This window comes from Mangrovicoccus sp. HB161399, from assembly GCF_013184745.1.
In the GTDB taxonomy this organism is placed as follows: Bacteria; Pseudomonadota; Alphaproteobacteria; order Rhodobacterales; family Rhodobacteraceae; genus Mangrovicoccus.
On the sequence record NZ_JAATVU010000039.1, the window covers coordinates 35,559 to 52,540 of the forward strand.

Annotated in this window: 14 protein-coding genes and 1 pseudogene; 13 read left to right on the forward strand and 2 right to left on the reverse strand. The window is 66.9% G+C overall.

Annotated elements, in window-relative coordinates; genetic code table 11:
- The first annotated feature begins 54 nt into the window (after positions 1 to 54).
- The 3 genes from HCC78_RS19845 to HCC78_RS19855 all read left to right on the forward strand — a co-directional run bounded on the left by HCC78_RS19845 (position 55) and on the right by HCC78_RS19855 (position 2,739).
- Positions 55 to 366 carry a hypothetical protein gene (locus HCC78_RS19845; RefSeq protein ID WP_172330533.1) on the forward strand — a complete coding sequence of 104 codons (312 nt, stop codon included), beginning with the start codon at positions 55 to 57 and terminating at the stop codon, positions 364 to 366.
- A gap of 470 nt (positions 367 to 836) precedes the next feature.
- Positions 837 to 1,799: a malate dehydrogenase gene (mdh, locus tag HCC78_RS19850; protein ID WP_172330534.1), complete on the forward strand. Its 963-nt coding sequence runs from the start codon at positions 837 to 839 to the stop codon at positions 1,797 to 1,799.
- Between the two features lie 79 nt (positions 1,800 to 1,878).
- Positions 1,879 to 2,739: a putative nucleotide-diphospho-sugar transferase gene (locus tag HCC78_RS19855; RefSeq protein WP_172330535.1), complete on the forward strand. Its 861-nt coding sequence runs from the start codon at positions 1,879 to 1,881 to the stop codon at positions 2,737 to 2,739.
- Positions 2,740 to 2,742: 3 nt separating this feature from the next.
- Here the strand turns inward: HCC78_RS19855 and HCC78_RS19860 are convergent, their stop codons facing one another.
- Positions 2,743 to 3,831, reverse strand: coding sequence for a hypothetical protein (locus HCC78_RS19860; RefSeq protein WP_172330536.1), 1,089 nt, complete (start codon positions 3,829 to 3,831; stop codon positions 2,743 to 2,745).
- Positions 3,832 to 4,111: 280 nt separating this feature from the next.
- On the opposite strand from HCC78_RS19860, the gene sucC reads away from it, so the two are divergent.
- The 9 genes from sucC to lpdA all read left to right on the forward strand — a co-directional run bounded on the left by sucC (position 4,112) and on the right by lpdA (position 14,956).
- The gene (gene sucC, locus HCC78_RS19865) at positions 4,112 to 5,305 is read left to right on the forward strand and encodes an ADP-forming succinate--CoA ligase subunit beta (protein WP_172330537.1); all 1,194 of its coding nucleotides are present in this window, start codon (positions 4,112 to 4,114) and stop codon (positions 5,303 to 5,305) included.
- Between the two features lie 35 nt (positions 5,306 to 5,340).
- The gene (sucD, locus tag HCC78_RS19870) at positions 5,341 to 6,225 is read left to right on the forward strand and encodes a succinate--CoA ligase subunit alpha (RefSeq protein WP_172330538.1); all 885 of its coding nucleotides are present in this window, start codon (positions 5,341 to 5,343) and stop codon (positions 6,223 to 6,225) included.
- 302 nt (positions 6,226 to 6,527) lie between these two features.
- Complete coding sequence (locus HCC78_RS19875) at positions 6,528 to 9,491, forward strand: 2-oxoglutarate dehydrogenase E1 component (protein ID WP_172330539.1); 2,964 nt, start codon at positions 6,528 to 6,530, stop codon at positions 9,489 to 9,491.
- A 4-nt stretch (positions 9,492 to 9,495) separates the two neighbouring features.
- Complete coding sequence (gene odhB / locus HCC78_RS19880; RefSeq protein ID WP_172330540.1) at positions 9,496 to 10,986, forward strand: 2-oxoglutarate dehydrogenase complex dihydrolipoyllysine-residue succinyltransferase; 1,491 nt, start codon at positions 9,496 to 9,498, stop codon at positions 10,984 to 10,986.
- Positions 10,987 to 11,138: 152 nt separating this feature from the next.
- Complete coding sequence (locus tag HCC78_RS19885; protein ID WP_172330541.1) at positions 11,139 to 11,489, forward strand: STAS/SEC14 domain-containing protein; 351 nt, start codon at positions 11,139 to 11,141, stop codon at positions 11,487 to 11,489.
- Between the two features lie 439 nt (positions 11,490 to 11,928).
- Positions 11,929 to 12,522, forward strand: coding sequence for an outer membrane protein (locus tag HCC78_RS19890; protein ID WP_172330542.1), 594 nt, complete (start codon positions 11,929 to 11,931; stop codon positions 12,520 to 12,522).
- A gap of 210 nt (positions 12,523 to 12,732) precedes the next feature.
- Positions 12,733 to 13,005, forward strand: coding sequence for a hypothetical protein (locus tag HCC78_RS19895; protein WP_172330543.1), 273 nt, complete (start codon positions 12,733 to 12,735; stop codon positions 13,003 to 13,005).
- Between the two features lie 79 nt (positions 13,006 to 13,084).
- Positions 13,085 to 13,483 (forward strand): MAPEG family protein, encoded by a 399-nt coding sequence (locus HCC78_RS19900; RefSeq protein ID WP_172330544.1) that lies wholly within the window; start codon positions 13,085 to 13,087, stop codon positions 13,481 to 13,483.
- An 84-nt stretch (positions 13,484 to 13,567) separates the two neighbouring features.
- Positions 13,568 to 14,956, forward strand: coding sequence for a dihydrolipoyl dehydrogenase (gene lpdA / locus HCC78_RS19905; RefSeq protein ID WP_172330545.1), 1,389 nt, complete (start codon positions 13,568 to 13,570; stop codon positions 14,954 to 14,956).
- Between the two features lie 122 nt (positions 14,957 to 15,078).
- Here the strand turns inward: lpdA and HCC78_RS19910 are convergent, their stop codons facing one another.
- Positions 15,079 to 16,281, reverse strand: a complete 1,203-nt coding sequence (locus HCC78_RS19910) for an MFS transporter (protein WP_172330546.1) — start codon at positions 16,279 to 16,281, stop codon at positions 15,079 to 15,081.
- 396 nt (positions 16,282 to 16,677) lie between these two features.
- Between HCC78_RS19910 and HCC78_RS19915 the strand changes: the two are divergent.
- Positions 16,678 to 16,897, forward strand: a pseudogene (locus HCC78_RS19915) (IS110 family transposase); the annotation flags it as partial.
- Positions 16,898 to 16,982 lie beyond the last annotated feature (85 nt).

The window sequence follows — 16,982 nt, forward strand, 5'->3', positions numbered from 1 at the left end:
GCCGCAACGGTCCGACCCGCAGGCAGGCAAGGCTCCTCCCGAGAGGACGTAGCGATGAAGACGACCCTGACAAGCCTCTGCCTGGCGCTTTTCGCCACCGCGGCCTTCGCGGTCGAGGAACAGCCGAGAAACTGCGCCGACCGCGACGCCGTGCTGAAGCGGCTGTCCGGAAATTACGGCGAAACCCGCCAGAGCGTCGGCATCGGCGCGAACAACTCTCTGGTGGAGGTCTTCGCCTCCGACAAGACCGGCACCTGGACGATCACGGTGACCATGCCCGACGGCATGACCTGCCTGATCGCGTCCGGTCAGGCCTATGAAAAGCTGATCCACGACAAGCTGCTGCAGCCCGGCGACGACGCCTGACGCCCGGACGGTCCGGCACCTGCCGGACCTGGCAAACTGCCATCCGTCCGCCGGCCCGGCGCCCGAGCGGGGCACGCCCGGCCATCGCGGGCATGGCCCGCCTGCATGGACCGACGCAGGCGACCCTCCCTCCCCTCCGATTCCGCCCCAGCGTGCCGCGTCGCACGGCCGCCGAAACAAGCGGCAGCTCCACCGGATTCCGCCGCCGGATCCCGCATCCCGGCGGCCCCCGCCACCGCCGCGGCAGCCGCGCCGGATGCCGCCGCCGGCACCGGATTTCCCTCCGCGCGGGGCGGCGGGGCTGCCGCGGATAAAAAAAATGCCTCGGAATTCAGTGATTTCCGCCTGCGGACCCTTCCCCGGCAGGGCTCCGGGCTTTGCTTCGACTTGCCGCGCAAACCCGTCTTGCAAGGAAATGACTTACCGACTAGGCAAACTGCAACAATCGTCAAGGACTGGAGAGGATCAACATGGCCAGACCCAAGATCGCCCTGATCGGCGCCGGACAAATCGGCGGCACGCTCGCCCATCTCGCCGCGCTGAAGGAGCTGGGCGATGTCGTTCTGTTCGACATCACCGACGGCATCCCGCAGGGCAAGGCGCTCGACATCGCCGAGTCCGGTCCGTCCGAAGGCTTCGACGCCACCCTGACCGGCACGACCGACTATGCCGACATCGCAGGCGCCGATGTCTGCATCGTCACCGCCGGCGTGCCGCGCAAGCCGGGCATGTCCCGCGACGACCTGCTGGGCATCAACCTGAAGGTCATGAAGTCCGTCGGCGAGGGCATCGCAGCCCATGCGCCCGACGCGTTCGTCATCTGCATCACCAACCCGCTCGACGCGATGGTCTGGGCGCTGCAGAAATTCTCGGGCCTGCCCGCGAACAAGGTCTGCGGCATGGCCGGCGTGCTCGACTCCGCGCGCTTCCGCCACTTCCTGTCGCTGGAATTCAACGTCTCCATGAAGGACGTCACCGCCTTCGTTCTGGGCGGCCACGGCGACACCATGGTTCCGCTGGCGCGCTACTCCACCGTCGCAGGCATCCCGCTGCCCGACCTGGTCGAGATGGGCTGGACCACCCAGGACAAGCTCGACGCGATCATCCAGCGCACCCGCGACGGCGGCGCAGAGATCGTCGGCCTGCTGAAGACCGGCTCCGCCTACTACGCGCCGGCAACCTCGGCGATCGAGATGGCCGAAGCCTACCTGAAGGACCAGAAGCGCCTGCTGCCCTGCGCGGCCTTCTGCTCGGGCGAGTTCGGCCTCGACTCGATGTATGTCGGCGTGCCGACCATCATCGGCGCCGGCGGCATCGAGAAGATCGTCGACATCAAGCTCGACAAGGACGAGCAGGTGATGTTCGACAACTCCGTCAACGCCGTGAAGGGCCTGATGGAAGCCTGCAAGGGCATCGACGGAACGCTGGCCTGATCAGGGCTTGCGCTCCCCCCGGGGAGTTGCTTTCACGGAAGGGGCCGCATCTGCGGCCCCTTTTGCGTGAGGAGAGACCATGCCCTGGGCCACCCCCGACAGCCTCGCCCCCGCCTCCTGCGGCTTCGTGCTGGCCGCGTCGGGGCGCAAATACGCCACCGCCGCCGAGGCCGCGGCGCGCAGCCTGCGGCAGTCGAACCCGGATTTCGAGGTCGACATCTTCACCGACCAGGAGGTGGACGCCGGGCTCTTCGGACAGGTCCACAAGCTCGACAAGAGCTGGTTCCGCCCGAAATTCGAGGCGCTGATCCGCTCGCGCTTCGACCGGACGATCTATCTGGATGTCGATCTCGTCGTACTGGGCGACATGTCGGACGTGTTCTTCATCCTCGGCAAATACGACATCGCCGCGGTGCAGGCGACGAACCGCAACCAGGGCTTCGCCTGGAAGCCGTGGCGCCTGCCCCTGCCCAACGCCTTTCCGCAGATCAACGGCGGCATGATCGCGATCCGGCGGAGCGAGGCAATGCAGCAGTTCCTGGCCGGCTGCCAGCAGGCGATGGTCGATCACGGGCTGAAGCGCGACCAGCCCGTCTTCCGCGAGATGCTGTGGACCAGCGACCTGCGGCTGCACATCCTGCCGCCCGAATACAACGTCCGAAACCGCACGCTCTGGCAATATGGCGGCTCGAAATTCGCCGCGCCGCGGGTGCTGCACCATACCGGCTTCGTCGCGCGGATGAAGGACGACCGCACGCCTGTCCGCCCGGAACAGATCTACGGGCGCGGCTTCGTCAAGCACGTGAAGCGCCTGATCGCCGCCGACCGGCAGCTGACGCCCGGCGCCAAGGGCAGCGTCCCGGCCCCGCAATACGACAACATCCTCTTCCGCGGCCGCGACTGGCTGGAGGCGAAGTTCGGCGGGAAGAAGAAGGGTTGAGCCTCACCCCTCCGGCGGCCAGAGGCCGGCCAGTTCGGGATCGGCCCGACGCCGCGTCTCCGGCGCGCCGCAGAGCGGGCGCTTCCACCCGGTGGTCGCGGCCCGGCAGTGCAGCAGCTCGAAGCCCGGATGCGGCCGCAGCCGCTTCGTCAGCGGCGCGGCGAGCTTGTGCACTTCCCAGCCCGCGCGGCTGAGCAGGCCCCGCGGCGTGGCGCACCATTTCAGGTGGCATGGCTCGCGCGGCACGGCACGGAATACATGCGCCCGCTGCGGCTGCGGCCAGGGCAGGCCTTCCTCCGGATAGACCCAGGTGCCTCCGAGCTTCGCATGGCCCAGCGGACTGGCCGCCGCTGCGTCGAAGACCGACTGGCCGGAGACCGGGCGCAGCAGTTCGTCCACGTCAAGATTGAGCACCGCCCGCGCCCGCGCCAGCACGGTCAGCCGCGCAAGGTTCAGGCAGGCGCCCTGCAGGAAATGCGAGACCTGCCCGCGGCGGCGCGGCAACTGCGGACCGTAGGGGAAATCCGCCTCGATCACCGCGACCGGACCGATGCCGGGGATGTCCGCCAGGCGCGGCGCGATCCCGGCCGCCGGGTACCGGACGGAGCCGTTGTCGAAGATCGCGACCGCATCCGCGCCGTGCAGCCGGGCATGGAACCGCACCCAGTCGAGGACCCAGTCCGGCGGATTGTCCCGGCTCATGGTCAACAGCACGTTGCGACCGGCGAAGATGCCGCTGAGATCGGGACCAACCGGCAGCTCCGCGGGCCCGCCCGGAAGCTGCATGCCGAGCCGGCCGTGGCTGCCCGGCAGGAAGACCGCCTCGGAACTGGCGAAGCGGCGGCGGCGCGCGCCCGGCGGCAGCGCCGCCCGCAGCACCGGCCAGAGGTTGAACAGGCGCGGGCAGCAAAGCACGGCGCCCCGCCCGCCCGGCAGGCGCGCGGCGGCATAGGCCAGCGTGCGGCCGTCATAGGCGTCGGCATAGCCCGGCGGCTGGAGGTCCGGCGGCCAGACCGGATCGCGCCGCACTGCCGCTTCGGCGGGCAGCGCCAGTCCCTGCAGCCGCCAATGCACCGCCTGCCCCAAGGTCACAGCTTGCCACCCCGGCGTCCCCGCCCCCGGCGGAGCGTCTCCGCGACGCGGGTGATTCGGCGCTCCGGCCTGTTAGCGCCCGCGGCCGTCGGCACATTTTTGCCAGTCCCGCATGTCATTCCTGCAACCCGCGCCGATTTGTGATCACACATTTCGGGGGTGTGATCACAAATCCGATTTTTTTCCCTGAACGCCTCAATTGGCGGAAATTTTCTGTTCAAAGGATGCGCCGCCCGGTGTTTAGACGGAACTACAACTTGCACAAGACGGGACAGCTTTCATGAACATTCATGAATACCAGGCGAAAGCCCTTCTCCGCGACTACGGCGCTCCGGTGTCGGACGGTCGCATCGTACTGAAAGCGGAGGAAGCGAAGACCGCCGCAGGCGAACTCGAGGGCCCGCTCTGGGTCGTCAAGGCGCAGATCCATGCCGGCGGCCGCGGCAAGGGTCACTTCAAGGAGGAATCCGCAGGCGAGAAGGGCGGCGTCCGCCTCGCGAAATCGGTGGAGGAAGCCGCAGAGGAAGCCCAGAAGATGCTGGGCCGCACCCTCGTCACCCACCAGACCGGCCCGGCCGGCAAGCAGGTCAACCGCGTCTACATCGAGGCAGGCTCCGGCATCGAGACCGAGCTGTACCTGGCGCTGCTCGTCGACCGCCAGACCTCGCGCATCTCGTTCGTCTGCTCGACCGAGGGCGGCATGGACATCGAGGAAGTCGCAGCCTCGACCCCCGAGAAGATCCTGTCCTTCTCCGTCGACCCGGCCACCGGCTACCAGCCGTATCACGGCCGCCGCATCGCCTTCTCGCTGGGCCTGAAGGGCCCGCAGGTGAAGCAGTGCGTCGCGCTGATGGGCAAGCTCTACCAGGCCTTCGTCGAGAAGGACATGGAGATGCTGGAAATCAACCCGCTGATCGTGGCCGAAGGCGGCGACCTGAAGGTTCTGGACGCGAAGCTGGGCTTCGACGGCAACGCCCTCTACCGCCACCAGGACATCATGTCCCTGCGCGACGAGACCGAGGAAGACGCCAAGGAACTGGCCGCTTCCAAGTACGACCTGAACTACATCGCGCTCGACGGCGAGATCGGCTGCATGGTGAACGGCGCGGGCCTGGCCATGGCGACGATGGACATCATCAAGCTCTACGGCGCGGAGCCTGCCAACTTCCTCGACGTGGGCGGCGGCGCGACCAAGGAGAAGGTGACCGAAGCCTTCAAGATCATCACCTCGGACCCGAACGTGAAGGGCATCCTGGTGAACATCTTCGGCGGCATCATGCGCTGCGACGTGATCGCGGAAGGCGTGATTGCGGCGGTGAAGGAAGTCGGGCTGAAGGTTCCGCTGGTCGTCCGTCTCGAAGGCACCAACGTCGAGAAGGGCAAGGAGATCATCAACACCTCCGGCCTCGACGTGATCGCGGCGGACAACCTGTCCGACGGCGCCGAGAAGATCGTGAAGGCCGTCAAAGGCTGAGCCCCCTAGCAGTATTCCAGTAAGGAGAACGCCACATGGCTGTCCTCGTTGACGAAAACACCAAGGTCATCTGCCAGGGCATCACCGGCTCGCAGGGTACCTTCCACTCCGAGCAGGCCATCGCCTACGGCACCAAGATGGTCGGCGGCGTGACGCCCGGCAAAGGCGGCACGACCCATCTCGACCTGCCGGTCTTCAACTCCGTGCACGAAGCCAAGCACGTGACCGAAGCCAACGCGTCGGTCATCTACGTGCCGCCGCCCTTCGCCGCGGACTCGATCCTCGAGGCGATCGACGCCGAGATGGAGCTGATCATCTGCATCACCGAGGGCATCCCGGTCCTCGACATGATGAAGGTGAAGCGCGCCCTGATCGACAGCAAGTCGCGCCTGATCGGCCCGAACTGCCCGGGCGTCATCACCCCCGACGCGTGCAAGATCGGCATCATGCCGGGCCACATCCACAAGCGCGGCCGCGTCGGCGTCGTGTCCCGTTCGGGCACGCTGACCTACGAAGCCGTGAAGCAGACCTCGGATCTGGGCCTCGGCCAGTCCTCGGCTGTCGGCATCGGCGGCGACCCGATCAAGGGCACCGAGCATATCGACGTCCTGGAAATGTTCCTCGCCGATGACGAGACCGACGCGATCATCATGATCGGCGAAATCGGCGGCTCGGCCGAAGAGGACGCGGCGCAGTTCCTCGCCGACGAGAAGAAGAAGGGCCGCTGGAAGCCGACCGCGGGCTTCATCGCCGGCCGCACGGCTCCTCCGGGCCGCCGCATGGGCCACGCAGGCGCCATCGTCGCCGGCGGCAAGGGCGGTGCCGAAGACAAGATCGCCGCGATGGAAGCGGCAGGCATCGTCGTCGCAGACAGCCCCGCCACCCTCGGCGAGGCCGTTCTGAAGGCAATGGGCAAGTAAATTGCGCAGGCGCGCGGGAAACCGCGCGCCTCACTCCGCAGACCCGCTTGCGGTCTGTGTTTCTTTAATACCCCGAGGCTACGTCTCAGACCAATGGGACCAGGAAACGCGATCAGAGCCCGTGACTTGCAGCCGGCAGCCCCCGTGGTGCGCCGGCCGCGCGGTCTCCGCTGGCAGTTCCGCGGATGTCCGGTGCTGACATCCGACACATTGTACCTACCTAGCACCTCAGCGTCCGGACAGTCCCTGCCCGGCTCCGCCGGACCAACTCCATTGGGTTGCAACCCCCGAGAGGCACAGCCATGACCGAAATGAGCAAGAACGACATATTCCATGCCTCCAGCTTTCTGCAGGGCCAGAATGCGGAGTATATCGAGCAGCTCTACGCGATGTATGCGAACGACCCGGCCAGCGTGGATGCGGCATGGGCGGACTTCTTCGCCTCGCTGGGGGATGCGGAAACCGACGTGAAGGCCGAGGCCAAGGGCGCCTCCTGGGGCCGCATGGACTGGCCGCCGACGCCGAATGACGACCTGACCCAGGCGCTGGACGGCCAGTGGGCCGCCCCGGCGGTGGAGATGAAGGCCGCGGGCGACAAGATCAAGGCGAAGGCCGCCGAGAAGGGCGTCTCGGTCTCCGACGACGCGGTGAAGCGCGCCGTGCTCGACTCGGTCCGCGCGCTGATGATCATCCGCGCCTACCGCATCCGCGGCCACCTGGTCGCCGATCTCGACCCGCTCGGCATGCGCAACCCGACGCCGCATCCCGAGCTCGACCCGAAATCCTACGGCTTCACCGATGCCGACATGGACCGGCCGATCTTCATCGACCAGGTGCTGGGCCTGCAGCTGGCGACGATGCGCCAGATCATGGCAATCGTGAAGCGCACCTATTGCGGCACCTTCGCGCTGCAGTACATGCACATCTCCGACCCCGAGCAGGCCGGCTGGCTGAAGGAGCGGATCGAGGGCTTCGACAAGGAGATCACCTTCACCCGCGAAGGCCGCCGGGCGATCCTGAACAAGCTGGTCGAGGCCGAGGGCTTCGAGAAGTTCCTCCATGTGAAATACATGGGCACCAAGCGCTTCGGCCTCGACGGCGGCGAAGCGCTGATCCCCGCGATGGAGCAGATCATCAAGCGCGGCGGCAACCTGGGCGTCAAGGAGATCGTCATCGGCATGCCGCACCGCGGCCGCCTGAACATCCTGGCGAACGTGATGCAGAAGCCGTACAAGGCGATCTTCAACGAATTCCAGGGCGGCAGCTTCAAGCCTGAATCCGTCGACGGCTCGGGCGATGTGAAGTACCACCTCGGCGCCTCCTCGGACCGCGAATTCGACGGCAACTCCGTCCACCTGTCGCTGACCGCGAACCCCTCGCATCTCGAGGCGGTGAACCCGGTCGTGCTGGGCAAGGTCCGCGCCAAGCAGGACCAGTTCAAGGACCCGACCCGCACCGCCGTCATGCCGATCCTGCTGCACGGCGACGCGGCCTTCGCGGGCCAGGGCATCGTGGCGGAATGCTTCGCGCTTTCCGGCCTGCGCGGCCACCGCACCGGCGGCACCATGCATATCGTGGTGAACAACCAGATCGGCTTCACCACCGCGCCGCATTTCTCGCGCTCCTCGCCCTACCCGACCGACAACGCGCTGGTCGTCGAGGCGCCGATCTTCCACGTCAACGGCGACGACCCCGAGGCCGTGGTCCACGCCGCCAAGGTCGCGACGGAATTCCGCCAGAAATTCGGCAAGGACGTCGTTCTCGACATCTTCTGCTACCGCCGCTTCGGTCACAACGAGGGCGATGAACCGATGTTCACGCAGCCCGAGATGTACACCAAGATCAAGCGCCACAAGACCACGCTGCAGCTCTACACCGAGCGGCTGGTCAAGGACGGGCTGATCCCCGAGGGCGAGATCGAGGACATGAAGGCGCAGTTCCAGGCGCTGATGAACGAGGAGTTCGAGGCCGGCAAGGAATTCAAGCCGAACAAGGCCGACTGGCTGGACGGCCGCTGGTCCTCGCTCGACCAGGAAGGGCAGGAATACCAGCGCGGCCAGACCGGCATCAAGGAAGAGACCTTCCATGAAATCGGCCGCGCGCTGACCCAGATTCCGGACTCGGTGCACACCCACAAGACCATCGGCCGCTTCATCGGCGCCCGCGCCGAGATGTTCGAGACCGGCAAGGGCTTCGACTGGGCGACCGCCGAGGCAATGGCCTTCGGCTCGCTGCAGACCGAGGGCTACCCGGTGCGCCTCTCGGGCCAGGACTGCACCCGCGGGACCTTCTCGCAGCGCCATTCCGGCCTGGTCGACCAGAAGACGGAAGAGCGCTACTACCCGCTGAACCACATCCGCGAGGGCCAGGCCAATTACGAGGTGATCGACTCGGCGCTGTCGGAATACGCGGTGCTGGGCTTCGAATACGGCTACTCGCTGGCCGAACCGAACGCGCTGGTCCTCTGGGAAGGCCAGTTCGGCGACTTCGCCAACGGCGCGCAGATCATGTTCGACCAGTTCATCTCCTCGGGCGAACGCAAGTGGCTGCGCATGTCGGGCCTCGTCTGCCTGCTGCCGCACGGCTTCGAGGGCCAGGGTCCGGAGCACAGCTCGGCGCGCCTCGAGCGCTTCCTGCAGCTCTCGGCGGAGGACAACTGGATCGTGGCGAACTGCTCGACCCCGGCGAACTACTTCCACATCCTGCGCCGCCAGCTGCACCGCAACTTCCGCAAGCCGCTGATCCTGATGACGCCGAAATCGCTTCTGCGCCACAAGCTCTGCGTGTCGGAAACCAAGGACTTCACCGAGGGCTCCAGCTTCCACCGGGTGCTGAAGGACCATGCGGATATCGGCGAGCATCCGGCCAAGCTGGCATCCGACGACAAGATCAAGCGCGTCGTGATGTGCTCGGGCAAGGTCTACTACGACCTGCTCGAAGAGCGCGACGCGCGCGGCATCGACGATGTCTACCTGCTGCGGATCGAGCAGTTCTACCCGTTCCCGGCGATGAGCCTGGTGGACGAGCTGCAGCGTTTCCGCGGCGCCGAGATGATCTGGTGCCAGGAAGAGCCGAAGAACCAGGGCGCCTGGACCTTCATCGAGCCGAACATCGAATGGGTGCTCGAGAAGATCGGCGCCTCCCACAAGCGGCCCCGCTATGTCGGACGCGCCGCCTCGGCCTCGCCGGCGACCGGCCTGGCCAGCCAGCACAAAGCACAGCAGAACGCGCTCGTGAACGAAGCGCTTACGACCGAAGGGAACTGAGAGAATGTCGACCGAAGTCCGTGTCCCCACGCTTGGGGAAAGCGTTACCGAGGCTACCGTGGCAACCTGGTTCAAGAAGCCGGGCGACACCGTTGCCGTGGACGAGATGCTGTGCGAGCTGGAAACCGACAAGGTGACGGTGGAGGTTCCCTCCCCCGCCGCCGGGACCCTGGCGGAGATCGTGGCGAATGAAGGCGACACCGTCGGCGTCGACGCCCTGCTGGCGACGATTTCCGAAGGTGCCGGCGCCGAAGCTCCGGCCGCGGCCCCGGCTCCGGCGGCAGAGGCTCCGGCAGCTTCCGGCGGCGAGTCGATCGACGTGATGGTCCCGACCCTCGGCGAGTCCGTCTCCGAGGCCACCGTCTCGACCTGGTTCAAGAAGGTCGGCGACACCGTCGCCCAAGACGAGATGCTGTGCGAGCTGGAGACCGACAAGGTCTCGGTCGAGGTTCCCTCCCCGGCCGCAGGCGTCCTGGCAGAGATCGTGGCCCCGGAAGGCGCGACGGTCGATGCCACCGCCAAGCTGGCCGTCCTGACCTCGGGCGGCGCCGCACCGGCCGCCGCTGCCCCGGCAGCCGCGCCCGCCCCGGCACCTTCTGCGGGCGGCAAGGATGTCGAGAACGCGCCCTCGGCGAACAAGCTGATGGCCGAAAAGGGCATCTCCCCGGCGTCGGTCTCCGGTTCCGGCAAGGATGGCCGCGTGATGAAGGAAGACGTGCTGAAGGCGATGACCGCGCCTGCGGCCGCACCTGCCGCTCCGGCCGCCCCGCGCGCGCCGAGCCCGGCCGAGGATGCCGCCCGCGAGGAGCGGGTGAAGATGACCAAGCTGCGCCAGACCATCGCGCGCCGCCTGAAGGACAGCCAGAACACCGCGGCGATGCTGACCACCTACAACGAGGTGGACATGTCGGCATCGATGGATCTACGCAAGGAGTACAAGGACCTCTTCGAGAAAAAGCACGGCGTCCGCCTCGGCTTCATGTCCTTCTTCACCAAGGCCTGCGTCCACGCGCTGAAGGAAGTCCCGGAGGTCAACGCCGAGATCGACGGCACCGACGTGGTCTACAAGAACTACGTCCACATGGGCATCGCCGCGGGCACCCCGCAGGGCCTGGTCGTTCCGGTCATCCGCGACGCCGACCAGATGTCCTTCGCCGAGATCGAGAAGGCGATCGCCGACAAGGGCAAGCGCGCCCGCGACGGCAAGCTGTCGATGGCTGAAATGCAGGGCGGCACCTTCACGATCTCCAACGGCGGCGTCTACGGCTCGCTGATGTCCTCGCCGATCCTGAACCCGCCGCAATCGGGCATCCTGGGCATGCACAAGATCCAGGACCGCCCGGTCGTGGTGAACGGCCAGATCGTCATCCGCCCGATGATGTACCTGGCGCTGAGCTACGACCACCGGATCGTCGACGGCAAGGGCGCCGTGACCTTCCTGGTGCGCGTCAAGGAAGCCATGGAAGACCCGCGCCGCCTGCTGATGGATCTCTGATCCATTCCGCACGGACGGACCGGACACGGAAGGCGCCCCCCGGGGCGCCTTCCTGCATTTCCGGGTCCTGCATGGAACCGGCGCCCCTGCATCCCCATATGCACGGAAGGCTCCGGCCGCGCCGGGGTTGCCCGGCAGGAGGCGGGCAGGACATGATCACCCAGCTTTCGGACCCCGCCGATCCCGTCCTGGACATCGGCTTCACCGGCACCGTCACGGCCGAAGACTACGCCGCGGTGCTTGCCCCCGCCCTGGAGCGCGGCAGAGAGCGCATCCGCATGCGCGCGACCTTCGGCGAGGGCTTCCGCGGCTACAGCTCCGGCGCCATGATCGCCGATGCCCGGCTCGGCCTCCGGCACTGGCGCGACTTCGCCCGCGTGGCCGTCGTCTCCGACGTGCCGTGGCTCCGCTGGAGCGTCGCGGCCTTCGCCCCGCTCGTGCCGTGCGAGATCAAGCTGTTTCATCTTGCGGAACGCGACAGCGCGCGCGATTGGCTGGGCTGACGGCCGGGCGACTCCGCCAGGGCAGGCTCCTGCGGGAATCGGATCCGGCAGAGAAGTTTTTGCAAAACCCGCATTTCGGTGCGGGACTCCGCAATGAAATCGGCGGATTTCAGCCGGTTCCGAGAGATTTTCCGTCAAGGGCATAGATCAAAGACGGAAATTTCCGTGAATTGAAAACACCTTCCAAAACGACGGAATCGGATTGAATATCCATTAATTTCATGAGGTTCCATGAACACGAAAAATTCAGCAGGATCGCGCCGATCCCAAATTTTTCACGAGGATGTGAAAACGTGATGACATCTTCGCAACAGCCCCTTCACTTTGCCTCCGCTCCCGTTTTATTCGCCGCCGACGAGCATATTTATCCATTCGGAACGCAACCGGGCCGACCAAATGAAGAATGGCTCGTCTCAACGAAGGACAAAGGAGTTCTCAAATGCGTGCAGTTTATGCCCTCGCCGCCGCGTCCGCCCTCGGCTTTGCCGCGTCGCCGATCTTTGCCGGCGCCCTGGAAGAGCCGGTGATCGCCCCCGAGCCGACCCCGGTCGCAGCAGCGCCGATGGTCAGCCCCTGGGCAGGCTTCTACGCAGGTGGCCAGGTCGGCGCCGCATGGCTCGATGCCGACGGCGACGCAGCGAATGACGATTCCGACGACTGGCTCGGCGGCGCACATGTCGGCTGGCAGAACGTTGCCCAGAGCGGCCTGGTCTACGGTGTCGAAGCAGACGCCAACGCCACCAACCTGGAACTCGGCGGCCATGACGTGAACAGCCTGAGCCACCTGAAGGCCAAGCTGGGCTACGACCTCGGCCGTTCGATGATCTACGCCACCGCAGGCGGCGCCTACTCGAACATCGACGACCTGGGCAGCTCCTGGGGCTACACCGGCGGCGTCGGCTATGACTACATGCTGACCAACGACCTGTCGGTCGGCGCGGAGATCCAGTACCAGTCGTTCGACGATTTCGACGGCGGCGACACCGATGTCGACGGCACCAGCGCCGTGGTCAAGGTCTCCTACCACTTCTGATCCGTCACTCCCTGTCGGACAGGAAGGGGCATCGCGCAAGCGGTGCCCCTTTTCCGTTCCGCCCGGATTCCGGGCAGGCATGCCGCCTATTTCCGCAAGGTCATGCTGCACTGCCGCAAAGTTTCCCCGAATTCAACGGTCCGCACCGCGCCGGCACCCGGCGGTGATACCTTGCATGGCAGGGAGGATGGCCTGCACAGGAGCCATGCCATGCGTATCTGCATGATCCTTTCCCTTCCCCTGGCGCTTGCTGCCGGAACCGCCGCCGCCACTTGCAGCGAGGGGCGCGCGGGCCAGGCCTACCAGCTGGGCGAAAGCCTGGCGCGCCAGGGCGTCCCGACAAGCGCACGGAGCGAGGTCGAGCCTTCCTACGCCACCTGCTTTGCCATCGGCTACCGCGAGGGGACGCTGCAGCGCCTGCTGCGCACCAGCCAGCCGAGCCCGCCCGCCAGCGCCTTGCCGCAGCGGCCGCGCAGCAGCTGAGGCATCCGGCCGCCCCGCCTTGCCGGAATCGGTCCCGGGCATTACCTGCTGCCCCGACCGCCGCCGCAGGAGCCGCGCCATGAGCCCCGAACTGACCGCCCTCGTGCTTGCAGCCCTGCTGCAATGCCTGCAGTTCCTCCTCGTCGCCATCCCCGCCAACCTGGAACTCGGCCCGCGGGTCACTCTCGCGCCGCGAGATGACGGCCCGCTGTCGGAAAAGGTCAGCCCGCGCATCGGCCGCCTGGCCCGCGCGCTGCAGAACCATTTCGAGGGGCTGATCCTCTTCGCCATCGCCGTGACCGCCGTGATCCTGAGCGGCAGCGCGGGCCCGCTGACCGCCGCCTGCGGCTGGATCTATCTCGCGGCGCGCATTCTCTACGTTCCGGCCTACTATTTCGGCCTCGTACCGTGGCGTTCCTGCATCTGGTCAGCAGGATGGGCAGCCACGGTTGTCATGCTGCTGGCCGTGCTCTTATGACATCTGTAAACCCGGTGGCGTCCGCCCGTTGTGGACATTAGTATACCGAAACGCCACGCCCCAATGTTTCGCCAGGAGGAAAGAATGGCAGACTATGATGTGATCGTGATCGGCGCCGGACCCGGCGGCTATGTTTGTGCGATCCGCTGCGCCCAGCTGGGCCTGAAGACCGCCTGCGTCGAAGGCCGCGAGACCCTCGGCGGCACCTGCCTGAACATCGGCTGCATCCCCTCCAAGGCCCTGCTCCATGCGTCGCACGAAGTGCACGAGATGCACGAGAACTTCGCCAAGATGGGGATCAAGGCCGGCGAGCCCGAGATCGACTGGCCGCAGATGAAGGCCTACAAGGACGACGTGATCAAGTCGAACACCAGCGGCATCGAATTCCTGTTCAAGAAGAACAAGATCGACTGGCTGAAGGGCTGGGGCTCGATTCCGAAGGCCGGCGAAGTTCAGGTCGGCGACAAGACCTACACCGCCAAGAACATCATCATCGCCTCCGGCTCGGTGCCTGCCTCGCTGCCGGGCGTCGAGGTCGACGAGAAGACCGTCGTGACCTCCACCGGCGCGCTGGAGCTTGCCGGGCTGCCGAAGAAGATGGTCGTCATCGGCGCCGGCGTGATCGGCCTGGAGATGGGATCGGTCTATGCGCGCCTCGGCGCGGAGGTCACCGTGATCGAGTATCTCGACGCCATCACCCCCGGCGCGGATGCCGAAGTCGCCCGCCAGTTCCAGAAGCTGCTGTCGAAGCAGGGGTTTGAGTTCGTCCTCGGCGCGGCCGTGCAGTCCGCGGTGCCGAAGGATGGCGGCGCCACCGTCACCTACAAGCTGAAGAAGGATGACAGCGAGCACACGGTCGAGGCCGATGTCGTGCTGGTCGCCACCGGCCGCAAGCCCTTCACCGACGGCCTGGGCCTGGCCGATATCGGCGTCGAGATGACCCAGCGCGGCCAGATCGCCACCGACGCGCACTGGCAGACCTCGGTTCCCGGCATCTACGCCATCGGCGATGCCATTGTCGGTCCGATGCTGGCGCACAAGGCCGAGGACGAGGGCATGGCCGTCGCCGAGGTGATCGCGGGCAAGCATGGCCACGTGAACTACGACGTCATCCCGGGCGTGATCTACACTTGGCCGGAAGTCGCCTCGGTCGGCAAGACCGAGGAAGCGCTGAAGGCCGAGGGCAAGGCCTACAAGGTCGGCAAGTTCTCCTTCATGGGCAACGGCCGCGCCAAGGCCGTCTTCGCCTCCGACGGCTTCGTCAAGATGCTGGTCGACAAGGAGACGGACCGGATCCTCGGCTGCCACATCATCGGCCCGTCCGCCGGCGAGCTGATCCACGAGATCTGCGTCGGCATGGAATTCGGCGCCGCGGCCCAGGACATCGCCCTGACCTGCCACGCCCACCCGACCTTCTCCGAGGCAGTGCGCGAGGCGGCGCTGGCCTGCGGCGACGGCCCGATCCACTCCTGATCCTTCCGGCATCCGGAAACGCGAACGCCCGCCATCCGGCGGGCGTTTTCGCATGCCGTGCCTTGCGACGTGCCCCCTCACCCCGGCCCTCTCCCCGGCGGGGAGAGGGAGGGCGCAAGCGGTCAGGCCGGGACGGCGATCCCGCCGCCGGGCAGGTTGCCGCTGCCGCGCCGCGAATCGAGCCAGGCCACTGCCAGAACCCCGATCCCGCCGAGCGCCAGCACCGCGCCGACCCAGCCGGTCGCGGCCCAGCCATAGCCCGCCGCCAGCGCCATGCCGGCCAGCAGCGGCCCCAGCGCGTTGGCGAAGTTGAAGGCTGCGTGGTTCAGCGCCGCCGCCAGGTTCTGCCCGTCCGCGGCCACGTCCATCAGGCGCATCTGCAGCGGGATCACCAGCCCTGCGGTGCAGCCCAGCACCAGCAGCGAGGCGGTCATCAGCACCCAGTCGCCCATCACCATCGCATAGGCCACCGGCGCCGCCGCCATGCCGAGCAGCAGCACCAGCGCGCCGCCGAAGCGCGACCAGCTGGCCAGCCGCCCGGCCAGCTCGTTGCCGAAAGTCGCCCCCAGCCCGAAGCCCGACAGCGCCAGCGGGATCGCCCAGGACGGTGCGTCCGCCACGTCGATCATCGCCGCGGAGAAGAAGGAATAGACTGCGAAGACGCCGCCGAATCCGACCGAGCCGACCATCAGCGTCAGCCACATGGCGCGGTTCCGCAGAACGCCGAGCTCGCGCAGCGGGCTCGCCCCGGGATCGGCCGCCTCCACCGGCGCCACCCGCCGGATCAGCAGCGCCGAGGCAAGGGCGATGCCGGTGACGATGACGAAGCACCAGCGCCAGCCGAAGCTCTGCCCGATCGCCCCGGCCAGCGGCACGCCGACGATGTTCGCGACGGTCAGCCCCATCAGCACCTTGGCCACGCCCTGCGCGCGCCGCCCCTTGGGCAGGATGTCGGCGGCGAACAGCATCGCGATCCCCAGATAGGCGCCGTGCGGAAGCCCGGAGAGGACACGCGCCCCGATCAGGAGATTCGCCGAGGGCGCCAGCGCCGTGAGCGCATTGGCGAGGGCGAAGACCGCGATCAGCGCCATGAGGAAGGTCTTGCGGGCGATCCGCGCGCCCAGAACGGCGAGGACCGGCGCGCCGATCACCACCCCGACCGCATAGGCTGATACGGCATGGCCGGCGACCGGCTCGGACACGCCGAGGTCGCGGGCGTAGTAGGGCAGCAGCCCCATGCTGGCGAATTCGGACACGCCGATGGCAAAGGCACCGAGCGCGAGCGCGAGAATGGTCCGGCGGACCTGGGCGTCCGGATAGGTCATGGGAAAACCCCAACTGAAGTCACTGGTCATTTCGGGAACGCATCGCAACGGAGGCCCCGGACACGCCGGAGGCTCCGCTGCAGTGCGGCATATCCAAGGCACCATGAATGGGCTGTTAGCGCAACCGACGTTTTTGCAAGGGTCCCTTTCCGCAAATGCATGGGCCGGAAATCCGGCATCTGCTTTGGCCGATGCCGCTTCGTCTGGTTGCGGCGCGTTTTGCGGGAGTTTTGAGTCCGGATGTTTCCGGGATCAGATCAGCCTGGATGCTGCAACCGGCCCCCGACGGCATCGAGGTGCCAAGGTGGGATCGCGGCAATCCAGTTTGGCAGGCGGTCATGCCGGAGATCATCACGGCCGGGCTTTTTCCGCCGACCGGCAGGCGAATGCGCGGCAATCGCCGGGAGGCCGGCGGAGAAAGCGTTCCAGGCCCATTGCGCCGATGGCAGGGGCGCTGCAGTCCTCCGCAGGTAGCTCCGGAAAGCGTAAGTGCTGGAGTTCTTCGCCAGGCTGCCGCCCTGCCTGGTGGCGATGGAGGCCTGCGGCGGCGCGCATTTCCGGGGCCGGGAACTGGCCCGGCCATGACATCAGGCTCGTCCCGCCCGCCCATGTGAAGATCCCATGAGGAGGAGACCAGCGCCCTTCGGTCTGGAAGAGTCGGGGCGCCACCCACCCCACGGAGATCATTGCCATGCCGACGA

Coding starts and splice junctions, on each gene's coding strand:
- HCC78_RS19855 (WP_172330535.1), top strand. CDS start 1,879: ATGCCCTGGGCCACCCCCGACAGCCTCGCCCCCGCCTCCTGCGGCTTC.
- mdh (WP_172330534.1), top strand. CDS start 837: ATGGCCAGACCCAAGATCGCCCTGATCGGCGCCGGACAAATCGGCGGC.
- sucD (WP_172330538.1), top strand. CDS start 5,341: ATGGCTGTCCTCGTTGACGAAAACACCAAGGTCATCTGCCAGGGCATC.
- lpdA (WP_172330545.1), top strand. CDS start 13,568: ATGGCAGACTATGATGTGATCGTGATCGGCGCCGGACCCGGCGGCTAT.
- HCC78_RS19875 (WP_172330539.1), top strand. CDS start 6,528: ATGACCGAAATGAGCAAGAACGACATATTCCATGCCTCCAGCTTTCTG.
- HCC78_RS19890 (WP_172330542.1), top strand. CDS start 11,929: ATGCGTGCAGTTTATGCCCTCGCCGCCGCGTCCGCCCTCGGCTTTGCC.
- HCC78_RS19895 (WP_172330543.1), top strand. CDS start 12,733: ATGCGTATCTGCATGATCCTTTCCCTTCCCCTGGCGCTTGCTGCCGGA.
- HCC78_RS19900 (WP_172330544.1), top strand. CDS start 13,085: ATGAGCCCCGAACTGACCGCCCTCGTGCTTGCAGCCCTGCTGCAATGC.
- sucC (WP_172330537.1), top strand. CDS start 4,112: ATGAACATTCATGAATACCAGGCGAAAGCCCTTCTCCGCGACTACGGC.
- HCC78_RS19845 (WP_172330533.1), top strand. CDS start 55: ATGAAGACGACCCTGACAAGCCTCTGCCTGGCGCTTTTCGCCACCGCG.
- HCC78_RS19885 (WP_172330541.1), top strand. CDS start 11,139: ATGATCACCCAGCTTTCGGACCCCGCCGATCCCGTCCTGGACATCGGC.
- odhB (WP_172330540.1), top strand. CDS start 9,496: ATGTCGACCGAAGTCCGTGTCCCCACGCTTGGGGAAAGCGTTACCGAG.
- HCC78_RS19910 (WP_172330546.1), bottom strand. CDS start 16,281: ATGACCTATCCGGACGCCCAGGTCCGCCGGACCATTCTCGCGCTCGCG.